Source organism: Pseudoalteromonas distincta (assembly GCF_000814675.1).
Classification (GTDB): domain Bacteria; phylum Pseudomonadota; class Gammaproteobacteria; order Enterobacterales; family Alteromonadaceae; genus Pseudoalteromonas; species Pseudoalteromonas distincta.
In genome coordinates, this window is the sequence record NZ_JWIG01000021.1 from 192,199 (window position 1) to 204,626 (window position 12,428).

9 protein-coding genes are annotated in these 12,428 nt (G+C 38.4%); all 9 read left to right on the forward strand.

Features of this window, described 5'->3' with window-relative positions; genetic code table 11:
* Nucleotide 1: 1 nt before the first annotated feature.
* The 9 genes from tatB (at nt 2) to mdoH (ending at nt 12,039) form a co-directional block, all read left to right on the forward strand.
* Nucleotides 2-334: a Sec-independent protein translocase protein TatB gene (gene tatB / locus QT16_RS13260; protein WP_024597077.1), complete on the forward strand. Its 333-nt coding sequence runs from the start codon at nt 2-4 to the stop codon at nt 332-334.
* Between the two features lie 48 nt (nt 335-382).
* The gene (gene tatC / locus QT16_RS13265) at nt 383-1,123 is read left to right on the forward strand and encodes a twin-arginine translocase subunit TatC (protein WP_004334958.1); all 741 of its coding nucleotides are present in this window, start codon (nt 383-385) and stop codon (nt 1,121-1,123) included.
* 1 nt (nt 1,124) lies between these two features.
* Nucleotides 1,125-1,640 (forward strand): hypothetical protein, encoded by a 516-nt coding sequence (locus QT16_RS13270; protein ID WP_004334960.1) that lies wholly within the window; start codon nt 1,125-1,127, stop codon nt 1,638-1,640.
* Entirely contained in the window at nt 1,640-2,425 is a 786-nt protein-coding gene (locus tag QT16_RS13275) for a TatD family hydrolase (RefSeq protein ID WP_039488679.1), read from the forward strand. Before QT16_RS13270 ends, QT16_RS13275 begins: the two co-directional genes overlap by 1 nt.
* Nucleotides 2,425-4,278, forward strand: coding sequence for a sensor domain-containing diguanylate cyclase (locus QT16_RS13280; RefSeq protein WP_039488680.1), 1,854 nt, complete (start codon nt 2,425-2,427; stop codon nt 4,276-4,278). The genes QT16_RS13275 and QT16_RS13280 overlap by 1 nt, the downstream gene beginning before the upstream one ends.
* A gap of 12 nt (nt 4,279-4,290) precedes the next feature.
* Nucleotides 4,291-5,301 carry a porphobilinogen synthase gene (gene hemB, locus QT16_RS13285; protein ID WP_024597079.1) on the forward strand — a complete coding sequence of 337 codons (1,011 nt, stop codon included), beginning with the start codon at nt 4,291-4,293 and terminating at the stop codon, nt 5,299-5,301.
* 127 nt (nt 5,302-5,428) lie between these two features.
* Nucleotides 5,429-8,155: an ExeM/NucH family extracellular endonuclease gene (locus QT16_RS13290; protein WP_039488681.1), complete on the forward strand. Its 2,727-nt coding sequence runs from the start codon at nt 5,429-5,431 to the stop codon at nt 8,153-8,155.
* Between the two features lie 331 nt (nt 8,156-8,486).
* Complete coding sequence (locus tag QT16_RS13295; protein ID WP_039488682.1) at nt 8,487-10,106, forward strand: OpgD/OpgG family glucan biosynthesis protein; 1,620 nt, start codon at nt 8,487-8,489, stop codon at nt 10,104-10,106.
* Nucleotides 10,078-12,039 (forward strand): glucans biosynthesis glucosyltransferase MdoH, encoded by a 1,962-nt coding sequence (gene mdoH / locus QT16_RS13300; RefSeq protein ID WP_039488684.1) that lies wholly within the window; start codon nt 10,078-10,080, stop codon nt 12,037-12,039. The genes QT16_RS13295 and mdoH overlap by 29 nt, the downstream gene beginning before the upstream one ends.
* Nucleotides 12,040-12,428 lie beyond the last annotated feature (389 nt).

Here is a 12,428-nt window from a genome sequence, read left to right on the forward strand (position 1 = left end):
TATGGGCATGTGGGAACTTGTTGTTATTTTTATTGTTGGTTTAGTGGTGCTCGGCCCTGAGCGCTTACCTGTTGCGATTAGAACAGTGAGTAAATGGGTTAAAACCGCTAAATCACTTGCCAACTCAGTAAAAGCCGAAGTAAGTGAAGAGCTTCGCATTCATGAGCTGCACGAAAACCTTAAAAAAGCAGAACAGCAAGAATTAAAAGATTTAAGCCCTGAGTTACAAAGCTCACTAACAGAGCTACAAAAAGCGGCTGAATCAGTTACTCACAGCTACAAGAAACAACAATCTGATACATCAAATAACCAACAACTTGATGAGAAAAAGTGAAATTTATTTCTCACTTTGTGGTCAACTTACTACATGGTATAAAAAATAATGGCTGAGGAAGTAAAATCAGGGTTTGTAGCTCATTTAATTGAGTTGCGTGATCGGCTAATAAAAGCACTACTAAGCATTTTTGTTATTTTTATTGCCATAGTATATTTTGCAAATGATATTTATGCTTTTGTTGCACAGCCGTTAGTCTCGCATTTGCCAAGTACGGCAACCATGATTGCAACCGATGTAACAGCTCCCTTTTTTGCACCTTTCAAACTTACTTTATTTGTCGCTTTATTTGCGTCGATTCCATGGATATTGCATCAAGTTTGGGGGTTTATAGCGCCTGGTTTATATCAGCACGAAAAGAAAATGCTCATGCCTATTCTCGCCTCAAGTATAATATTATTTTATGGCGGTATAGCCTTTTGCTACTTTGTAGTCCTGCCAATTATTTTAGGATTTTTTACAAGTACCGGTCCCGAAATGATGACCCTTGCACCTGACATAAGTAGTTATCTAGGATTTGTATTAAAGTTGTTTTTTGCATTTGGCGTCGCTTTCGAAATTCCAGTGGCTATTATGTTGCTATGCTGGAGTGGCGCAACAACAACAAAAAGCTTAAAAGAAAAGCGCCCTTATATCGTCGTGGGTGTTTTTGTAGTCGCGATGTTTTTAACACCGCCTGATGTATTATCACAAACATTGCTAGCATTTCCGATGCTTCTTCTGTTTGAACTAGGTCTAATTTTAGCAAAGTTTTATACCGCTAAACCACAAAAAGAATCTGAGGAATAAAATGAAAAAACAACTACTCTCACTATTGGTTTTATTAAGCGCACCAACTTTTGCTGCGCAAACAGAGTTTAATACTCAAGCGTTACAAGCATGTAGCTTTATTGAAAACGATTTTAACCGCTTACTTTGTTACGATAATACCATCGCGGGTAAGTCACTGGTTAAGCCATCAGTAACAAAAACGCTCACACCACCAACAGCTAATAATGTACCTCAGGCAGTAGCCACAACACCAACAGAAGTAAAAACAACAGCTGATGAATTTGGGTTAGAGTACAAAAAATCACAGACAGAAAAAGACGCTGAAATTAAAGCGATGGTTGCTTCAGTTGAAGAAGCTGCTTACGGCGAGTTAATTATTTCGTTAGATAACGGTCAACAATGGCGTCAAATTGGCTCTGACAGCATGCGTTTGAAAAAGAACGATACGATTGTAATTAGCCGTGGTGTTTTTAACTCATTTTTACTTAAAATTGACGGTGAAAACCGCTCTATTCGCGTTAAACGTACTAAATAATGTCATATACGTTAATTGATGCTGGAGTTAACTTAACTAATCATCAATTTGATGAGCAGCATCACGATGTAATTACCCGTGCCAATGAAGCGGGTGTTACAAATATGCTTATTATTGGTTGTGATATTGCAAGCAGTCAGCAATCACTTGAACTTGCAACAAAGCATCTTCAATATTCTACGGCGGGTATCCACCCGCATGATGCAAAATCAGCCACTAATGAACTAGAAGCACAACTAACTGTACTTGCAAATAGTAAGCATGTTATCGCTATTGGTGAATGTGGCCTTGATTATAACCGCGACTTTTCGCCTCGCGATGTACAGCGCAGTGTTTTTAGGCGCCAATTAGCACTTGCTGAAAAATTAGATTTACCTGTTTACTTGCATGAACGTGATGCAAGTGACGACATGTTAGGTATATTAAAAGAGTTTAATATTCGCGGTGTACTCCACTGCTTTACGGGTAACTCAGCAGCTCTAAAGCAATATTTAGATTTAGGTCTATATATTGGTATAACGGGTTGGGTATGTGATGAAAGGCGTGGAAAAGAGTTACAACAGCTAGTGCCTAGCATTCCTCTAGATCGATTATTAATAGAAACTGATGCACCATTTTTAATTCCACGAACAGTTAAACCAAAACCTAAATCACGTAAAAATGAACCTGCCCTGCTTCCTTATATCTGTCAAACGGTTGCACAACTTTATCAAATAGATGAAGAAGTTGTGGCCCGTAAAACTACAGAAAACTTTCACCGTGTTTTTGGTTTAGAAGATCGTTAATGGCCTATGCAAAGGCACTTTTAAGCCTATTAGCATTCCTTTGCACTTTTTGCTGTTTCGCAAACCCAGTAATAATAAAACACGATTTTAACTCTCAAAACATTAATAACCTGTATTACTCTTTTGAACCAACGTCGCTATTAAGTGCACAACAAAGCAGCCATATACAGTGGCAAAAAAACACAGGAAAACCCCTTAATTTAGGACTAGAGCAGCGCCCTGTATGGATAAAATTTAAAATAAAAAACACACTTAGTTATAATACTGAGCAAATATTGTCACTAAACAATCCTTTGCTAAACGACGTTCAAGTATATCAATTACATAACTCGCAATTACTTTCTTATACTCAAATTGGTGATGCCTACCCCTTATATAAGCGCACAATTAAAAGTGAATCTTTATTAGTTAAACTGCTCAGCCCTGCAAATAGCGAAACGCTTATTATAATGAAAGTGGCGAATAGCTCAGGCTTGCGAGTCCCTTTAACATTGTGGCAACCAGAAGCTTATTTGGCACACAAAGGAAAACTCAATTTACTCTATGGCTTATTGATTGGTTTTATATTTTCTTTGGGTGTGAGTTGCATAGTTTTATATGGTTTTTCACGTAAAGGTTATTTTGTTTATGCTGGAGTTATATCTCTCACATTAGGCAGTGTATTAGCCTACCTTTGTGGTTTTGGCTTAAGGTACGTTCATCCTAATTTGCCTGCATTACAGCAAGTTATGATCCCTATATTACTTATGCTTATCACTTTAATGTTTTTGCCTTTGCAGAAGCAAGTTTGCCATCCAAGGCCCTCACTTCTGCTAACTATTCAAAAAGTTGTAGTTAACGCTTTAGCCATTTCGTTATTATTTATTTGGCTACTTCCAAACAACATAGTTTCATTATTTTGTTTAATCACTACTCCAATCGTTTTAGGCTTTTATATTGTAACTACGTTTATGTGCGTGCGTTTAGCGCCTTCTAAACCAAACAAAGCACTATTACTTGTATTGGTTTTTTTCTTGGTGGTAATGCTTTATTTTACTGTTGCAGTAATGGGCCTATACGCCTTTGACAGAAGTACGCTCGCATTTGTATTTGCATGCTTTTTTGGTTGCACTTTTTGCTTATGCTACAGCGTAATGAAGTTATTTATTTTACAACGCGATGAAGAAGTGATTGCCCAACAAACCTTGATTGCTGAAAACACAGCACAAGATACACTACTTAAAGAGCGCTTAAAATTACAAGAAAAAACTCGCCAAGAACTTGAATCTCAGGTGGACGAGCGCACCTTTGAATTACAAGTGACGCTTAGAGAGCTTGAAGAAAAAAACCGCTCACTTGAGTTACTAAATACTGAAGACGCATTGACTGGAATAAAAAACAGACGCTTTTTTGATAAAAAACTGGTAATGGAGCTTCGTCGCTCTCGTCGAGAACAAACGCCGCTTAGCATTGTTATGCTTGATATAGATCGATTTAAAAATATCAACGACACGTACGGCCATATCATTGGCGATCAAGTTATTAAAGCAGTGTCTGACCTTATAAAAGACCATTTAAAACGACCACTCGATGAAGTTGCCCGTTATGGCGGTGAAGAATTTGTTGTGCTATTACCTAATACCCCTAGTGAAGGCGCACAAGACATAGCTGAAAAAATACGAGCTGATATCTCAGTAAGTACAGTAACGGTTGCCAATAATGATATTCAATTTACTATTAGCGCTGGTGTATACACCAGCATTGCTGATGATGTTAGCAACCCTCAAATTTTTACTGAGTGCGCCGACAAAGCACTTTATTACGCAAAGCAGCATGGCCGTAATCAAGTAATCACTTTTCCATTACCACAGTAGGAGCATATTAATATGGCCCAATCAGGATTAGACCTTTTCCCATATACTCGCATGCGCAGAATGCGCCGCAGCGACTTTTCTCGCCGCTTAATGGCTGAAAACCAGCTTAGCGTAAATGATTTAATTTACCCTGTATTTGTACTTGATGGTAAAAATCGCCGCGAGGTAATTGAATCAATGCCTGGTATTGAGCGCCTATCAATTGATTTACTGCTTGTTGAAGCAAAAGAACTCGTTGAACTTGGCGTACCTGCCGTTGCTATTTTTCCGGTAACGCCTGCGGATAAAAAATCATTATTTGCCGAAGAAGCATATAACGATGATGGCTTAGCGCAACGTACCGTAAGAGCGTTAAAAGAAGCTTTTCCTGAGTTGGGTGTGATTACTGATGTAGCACTTGACCCTTTCACTACGCATGGCCAAGACGGTATTATTGATGATTCAGGTTATGTTATTAATGATGTCACTACTGAAATTTTAGTTAAACAAGCACTTTCCCATGCAGAAGCTGGTGCTGATGTTGTTGCCCCTTCTGATATGATGGATGGTCGTATTGGTGCTATTCGCGAAGCACTTGAAGCTGATGGGTTTATTCATACTCGAATTATGGCCTACTCTGCTAAATACGCATCTAGCTACTATGGCCCATTTAGAGATGCTGTAGGCTCTGCTGGTAACTTAAAAGGTGCTGATAAAAAAACTTACCAAATGGATCCAGCAAACTCTGATGAAGCAATACGTGAAGTCGCATTAGACTTACAAGAAGGCGCTGATATGGTTATGGTAAAGCCCGGTATGCCTTATTTAGATATTGTACGGCGTGTTAAAGACGAATTTGGTGTACCTACTTTCGCATATCAGGTAAGTGGCGAGTATGCAATGCACAAAGCAGCAATTGATAACGGTTGGTTAAGTGAAGAAGCAACAATAATGGAATCTTTACTTGCATTTAAGCGTGCAGGAGCCGATGGAATATTAACCTACTTTGCTAAGCAAGCCGCAAAATATCTAGCTAAAAAGTAATTTTCTATTAAAAGGCGGTCAAACCGCCTTTTATTTACATTCGTTTACATCTTTGTATTATTTCCGTCATATTTATTCTCTAAACTGGTGTCCCATTTTGGGATTAATACACGGGAATAATAAAAAAATGTTTAAAACAAAAATAACACCACTCGCACTTGTTATAGCAAGTCTCAGTGCACCAGCATCCGCTGATCTAATCATTTCAGAATATATAGAGGGAAGCAGTAATAATAAAGCAATCGAGCTTTATAATAATGCTGATACGGAGCTTTCTCTTGAAGGGTATACACTTAGCTTGTATTCAAATGGTAAAAGTGAAGTAGGTAATTCTGTAGACCTTACAGGAACACTTGCTGCTAATTCTACTATTGTAATTGTCAATCCGAGCTCATCTGATGATTTAAAAGCCAAAGCCGATTTGGAAAACAGCGTTACTGGGTTTAATGGTGACGATACTCTAATACTAACTAAAAACGGTAATATCGTAGATAGCTTTGGTCAATACGAAGTACAAGCAACATGGGAAGGAAACGGTGTTTCCGCAAAAAACCAAACTCTTCGCCGTAAAGATGCTATTACCAGTGGTCGTACAGATGCAACCACAACTTTTGATCCAAGTGTAGAGTGGGATAGCTTTGAAATTGATGCATTCGATGGATTAGGTTCACATGCAGGTAATGGTGGAACAACACCTGAACCAATTCCAGAACCAGAGCCACTTGAACCACTTGTTTGTGGTGCAGAAAAAACACTAATAAATGCTATTCAAGGTGATGGCTCTGCTAGCCCACTTGTAGGTACATTAGTAGAACTTGAAGGTGTTGTAAGCGCCGATTTTCAAGGTGATGAACAATTAAAAGGCTTTTTTGTTAACTCACTGGCTGCTGATATAGATGCAGACCCACTTACCTCTGAAGGTGTATTTGTATATTTTGCAGATACTGACGTGAATGTAGGCGACCATGTACGTGTACAAGGTACTGTTGAAGAATATTTTGATGCAACACAAATTGGCAGTGTTAGCCAAGTTGCGGTGTGTGGCACTGGTTTAGCTGCAGCAGCTACAAAAATCACTTTACCTTTAGCTAATACAACTGATTTAGAAGCTTTTGAAGGTATGTTAGTCACATTAGAGCAACCATTAGTAGTGACTAATAACTTTGGTCTTGGTCGATATGGTGAAGTTGAATTAGCAACAGAGCGCTTGTACCAAGGTACCCAGGTTGCGTTACCTGGCGATGCTGCTAATGCAGTTGAAACTGAAAATCTACTTAAAAAGATTTTAATAGATGATGGCTCTACAGTACAAAACTTAGACCCTACAGCTTATCCAACTCCAGGCTTATCGGCAGAAAATACTTTACGAACTGGCGATACTGTTAATACTGTTACAGGGGCACTTGCTTATAGCTTCGGTCTTTACCGAATTCACCCAACTTTAGCGCCTTCGTTTATTGCAACAAATGCACGTGAAGATGCGCCTGAACTTAATGCTGAAGCAGATTTACGTGTAGCTAGCTTTAACGTACTTAATTACTTCAATGGTGATGGCCAAGGCGGAGGGTTCCCTACATCTCGAGGTGCAGATACTGAAGCTGAATTTATTCGTCAAGAAGCTAAAATTGTAAGTGCTATTAGCGCTATTGAGGCCGATGTTGTTGGTTTAATGGAAATTGAGAATGATGGCTTTGGCGAATTTAGTGCAATTGCTAGCTTAGTAGATGCATTAAATGATGCAGATAGTGCTAACAACTATGCATTTGTTGATTTTAACGTAGATCAAATTGGTACCGATGCAATTACTACCGCACTTATCTATCGTGCTAACAAAGTCGAAGAAGTAGGCACTGCTGCCATTACAACTGAGGCTCCATTTGATTTTAGTAACCGTGCTCCAATTGCACAAAGCTTTAAATCAATAGAAACTGATGAAGTATTTACTGTTGCTGTGTCACATCTTAAATCTAAAAGCTGTGGTAGTGCTTCTGGAAATAATGCAGATTTAGGTGATGGCCAAGGCTGTTGGAATGAAATACGCACGCAAGGTGCTAATGCATTCGCAGATTGGCTTGATAGCAAACCAACAGGTGTTGATGACGAAGATACTATTTTAGTCGGCGATATGAATGCTTACGCAATGGAAGATCCAATACGTGCATTTGCTGATAAAGGCTACAAAAATGTAGTTGCTGAAATTGATGGTGATACACTTGGTTATTCTTATAGCTTTTCTGGTCGTGCAGGAAGTTTAGACCATGCAGTAGCCACACAATCATTACTTAGCAAAGTTGTCGCTGCAACAGATTGGCATATCAACGCAGATGAACCTATTTCACTTGATTACAATGTAGAGTTTAAAAGCGAAGGTCAACAATCTAGCTTGTACTCTGAAAGTGCATACCGTGCATCAGACCATGACCCTGTGATCATTGATATTAAATCTGAAATTACTTTAACGCCTGAAGAGCAGACGCCTGTAATTGCAGCTGATCAAGTTTTTGCAATTGATGAAAACAGCCCAATTGGTACAATTATCGGCACGCTCGATTTTAGTGATCCAAATGCCGATGAATCACCTGTTGTTAAATTTATTACATCTGATAATGACAGCGTTTCTATTAACAATGAGGGGCAGTTAATTGTTGCTGGAGAGATTGATTACGAATTCGAAAATCGTATTACTTTAACAGTACAAGCTCAAGATAGTGCTGGTAACTTATCAAACATTGAAAAAGTAGCCGTTAAGGTAAATAACTTACGCTCAGATGATGACAATGATGCAGGTTCATTACTATGGTTATCACTTCTTTTAGCACCACTATCAATAGTGCGTCGATTTAAAAAGAAATAATTAAGTAAAATCTAAACATATAAAAAGCCGCTTTTGCGGCTTTTTTTATTTTATACAAATGTAATTCAGACAAGCTTCATTAAACTCCCCGTAATATGTTCATACGATTAGTGAGTCTTCTAGTAATTAATCAGTAACAACTACATAAGATTGAGTGAATTTTACACAGCAAAAACCTCAGTGAGTTACGTATATTGGTTTTTCCTATTGAAAAATATGAACTTTTATAAAGGTTCACATTTTGCTTTAAGTAAATTAGAAGATACTTACAAAACAAATCAATATTTACCCTAAACGTAAAAATAAGTCGTGTTTTTATAAAGGAATGAGAATGAAACAACTAACCCAAAACTTGCCTAAATGGCAAAAAAAGTCAGCACCACTACTGGGTCTACTTATTATTTTTTCGACTTGGGGCAATAGCAACCAAGCGATTGCTGCAACTGTTGATGTAGCAATTCCACAAAGTAGCTTATTTGATGTAATTAGCGCTCGCGCTAAAAAGTTAGCAAGCGAAGAATATGTGGCACCTAAAAACATCGAGCTTGAAGCGCTAAATAATATTGATTATCAAGACTACCGTTCAATTCGATTTAAAAAAGACAAAGCGGTGTGGAAAGATGAAGGCCTGTACGAGCTGCAATTATTCCACCCTGGTTTTTTATATAAAACACCCGTAACAATAAATACTGTTGATAGCGACTCTAAACGTAGCCGCTTACCTTTCAGCACCGAATTTTACCAATACGATGGCACTGCTGCACCACTACAAGAAGAAATAGCTAAAAGTGTGGCGGGCACTCAACTAGGCCATGCTGGATTTCGCTTACATTACCCATTAAATACTAACGAGTATAAAGACGAAGTAATGGTATTTCAGGGAGCATCGTATTTTAGAGTCGTTGGCCCTCAACAAGTTTATGGCTTATCAGCAAGAGGCCTTGCCATTGATACTGCTGAGAATTCGGGTGAAGAATTTCCAATGTTCAAAGAGTTTTGGTTAGTTAAACCAAAGCCAGAGCAAACACAAATCACCATTTTTGCAATGTTGGATAGTCCATCTATTTCTGGTGCGTACAAATTTAGCGTCGACCCTACAACTAATATGCTAGTTGATGTTGATATGCAGATTTTTGCGCGTAAAGATATTAAAAAACTAGGTGTAGCACCATTAACGAGTATGTTTTATCACGGCGAAAACAGCACCAAATTTTTTGATGACTATCGCCCTGAAGTTCATGACTCGGATGGCCTATTAACTCAATCTGCTGATGACAAGTGGGTATGGCGTCCTCTTAACAACCCATCACAACTCAGCGTTACTTCATTTTCGTACAATAACCCAAAAGGTTTTGGGTTAGCTCAACGAGACCGAGACTTTAATAACTATCTAGACACAGAAGCACATTACCACGACCGCCCTAGCCTATGGATTGAACCACAAGGTGAGTGGGGGAATGGTCGTGTAGAGCTTGTAGAAATACCGACTGATACAGAAACTAACGACAATATCGTAAGTTACTGGGTACCAGAAAAACCAATGAAGGCCGGAGATTCATTAAAATTAAGCTACAAAATGACCACCTTTAATTCAGTTTTAACTCAGCACGAGAAAGCACGTGTACTACGTACAAGAATTGGTAGCGCCGCTTTACCAGGTGAGGACAACCCACCACCAAAAAGCCACCGCCAATTTACTGTTGATTTTACTGGATCAGAAATAAATCAACTGTCTAAACAGTTAAAACTAGATGCCGACATTCAACTTACAACAGGCGAAGTAACCGACGTGAATGTACAAAAACTTCCGGATTCACGTGGATGGCGTGTAGCCTTTAAAATTGCACCACAGGACGATCAACCCGTTGATATGCGTTTATCGTTAAAACTACGTGACAAAGAAATTAGCGAGGTATGGAGCTATGTTTGGTACCCAAATGACATCAAGTAATAAAGGTAGGGGCACTCCAATGCCATTCAAAACACTAAGAGTATGGCTATTTGCCATTGCGGCACTTGGCACATCTGGCTACGGCATATCTATTATGTTTGAGATTTTAAGCTCAAACGGTATGACATTACTTGAGTATGCCCTTTTAGTATTATTCTCAATCACATTTGCTTGGATTGTAACGGCTTTTTGTAGTGGCACAATCGGCTTTGTACTACAGTTGTTTCGAATTGACCCGCTTACGTTAAAACGTATTAAACCAATTAAGTTCAATAACGAGGCAATTAACGCTCAGAAAACCGCCGTTGTAATGCCTATTTATAACGAAGATACCCACCGTGTTATCGCGGGCTTTGAAGTAAGTCTACAATCGTTAAAAGAAACTGGTCAGCTTGATAATTTTGATTTTTATTTATTAAGCGATACACAAGACCCTCAAATAGTTAAAAACGAGCTAAGTGCATGGCATGCATTGTGCGAACGTTTAGGGGATACAGCAAAGCATGTTTTTTATCGTCGTCGCGAAGATAACAAACACCGCAAAGTAGGTAACCTAACCGACTTTTGTGAGCGCTGGGGAAGTAATTATGACCATATGATTGTGCTTGATGCAGATAGCGTAATGACCGGTAAATGTATGTTAGAACTTACTACAAGCATGCTAAACAACCCACAAGCAGGCCTGATCCAAACGATTCCAATCCCTGTTCGTCAAGATACCTTTTTTGGTCGTTTTTTACAGTTTGCATCAGTGCTATATAGCCCAATGCTCGCTACTGGCTCAGCATTTTGGCAAACAGATAAAGCCAACTACTGGGGTCATAATGCAATCATTAGAGTTGAAGCATTTATAACGTGCTGTGGCTTGCCAACACTCAAAGGTAACGCACCCTTTGGCGGTGAGATTTTAAGTCATGACTTTGTAGAAGCATCACTACTTCATAGTGCAGGTTGGGATGTACTATTACTATCAGATATTGAAGGCAGCTACGAAGAAGTACCAAGTAATATTCTCGATTATGCTGTACGCGATAGACGCTGGGTACAGGGTAATATTCAGCACTTAGGTTTACTATCGTCATCTAAATTAAAATTAATGAGTAAGCTGCACTTTCTATTAGGTGCAACAGCCTATATTTCATCACTAATTTGGCTCTCAATGCTAGCGCTAAGTACTATTGATGCAGTAACGCGCGCATTAAATAGTGATGTGTACTTTAATCGTGTTTATCAATTATTTCCTACATGGCAAATAGCTAAAACCGATCTTATTGATTCACTCTTGTATTTAACTATTGTTATTTTATTAATGCCTAAATTAATGGGCGTAATAGTCACCCTAATACATAGAAACAAACGCTTTGGTGGTTCAATTAAGCTCATACTAGGTTCAATCATTGAAACCGTATTTGCTATTATTGTTGCGCCATTAATGATGGTATTTCATGCTTACTTTGTACTTTGCGTATTTTTAGGTAAAAAAGTGAAGTGGGATGCACAACCGCGCGAAGGTCGTATGGTTCCGTGGAAAGAAGCGTTTGGTTATACGTTATTCTCTACTATTGTGGCTATAGCATGGGGTAGCACAGCCTACTACTTCACACCTGTATTCTTTTGGTGGCTATCACCTATATTATTAGGCTTAGTATTAGGTGCTCCAATTATCCGTTATACCAGTAGTATCAAACTCGGCGTACAGCTAAGAAAGTTAGGTATATTTATTTGCCCTAGTGAAGTTGATAACGACTCAACTCTAGAGGCGCTTAAAGTACATCTAAAAGAGATTTCCGTGCCAGAGGAAGGAACTTACCCACAAACAATTCCGGCACTGCCACAAGAGCATATGGTATCAATGCCTATACAATCTTTTAAAAAGCCACGCAGGCTAAAGATGAAAGCGCTAAAAGCTAAGGCTATAAAAAAGTTTAATTAGCGCGTTATAAAATAAAAACAAAAAAGGAGCAATTAATTGCTCCTTTTTTTATCTAAATTAAAAATCACGCGCTGCATTTACCGCTAATTTTTTCTATTTTTCTAGCTAACTTATTACAGTACATTTTAGAAATAGCTGATTGCGTTTCATCACCGAGTTGCCAGTTATAAAAATGAAAAACCTTACCATTCTCCAGTTCTACTTTAAAATAGTGAAAAGAAAAAACGAGCTAAATGATACAACAGTAATTTCCTCACTATTGATATAACGCTCTGTGCATATACGTGTATAGCAAATCCCTGCTTTGTAACAATATAAATAAATTGCTCTCTAGTACCTTTTTATTAATTAAAAATATAGGACTAATTAATAATAAAGAGCAGTTATAA

Excerpts from the sequence above, each read along its gene's own strand:
- tatB (WP_024597077.1), top strand. The coding sequence starts at position 2 with ATGGGCATGTGGGAACTTGTTGTTATTTTTATTGTTGGTTTAGTGGTG.
- tatC (WP_004334958.1), top strand. The coding sequence starts at position 383 with ATGGCTGAGGAAGTAAAATCAGGGTTTGTAGCTCATTTAATTGAGTTG.
- QT16_RS13270 (WP_004334960.1), top strand. The coding sequence starts at position 1,125 with ATGAAAAAACAACTACTCTCACTATTGGTTTTATTAAGCGCACCAACT.
- QT16_RS13275 (WP_039488679.1), top strand. The coding sequence starts at position 1,640 with ATGTCATATACGTTAATTGATGCTGGAGTTAACTTAACTAATCATCAA.
- QT16_RS13280 (WP_039488680.1), top strand. The coding sequence starts at position 2,425 with ATGGCCTATGCAAAGGCACTTTTAAGCCTATTAGCATTCCTTTGCACT.
- hemB (WP_024597079.1), top strand. The coding sequence starts at position 4,291 with ATGGCCCAATCAGGATTAGACCTTTTCCCATATACTCGCATGCGCAGA.
- QT16_RS13290 (WP_039488681.1), top strand. The coding sequence starts at position 5,429 with ATGTTTAAAACAAAAATAACACCACTCGCACTTGTTATAGCAAGTCTC.
- QT16_RS13295 (WP_039488682.1), top strand. The coding sequence starts at position 8,487 with ATGAAACAACTAACCCAAAACTTGCCTAAATGGCAAAAAAAGTCAGCA.
- mdoH (WP_039488684.1), top strand. The coding sequence starts at position 10,078 with ATGTTTGGTACCCAAATGACATCAAGTAATAAAGGTAGGGGCACTCCA.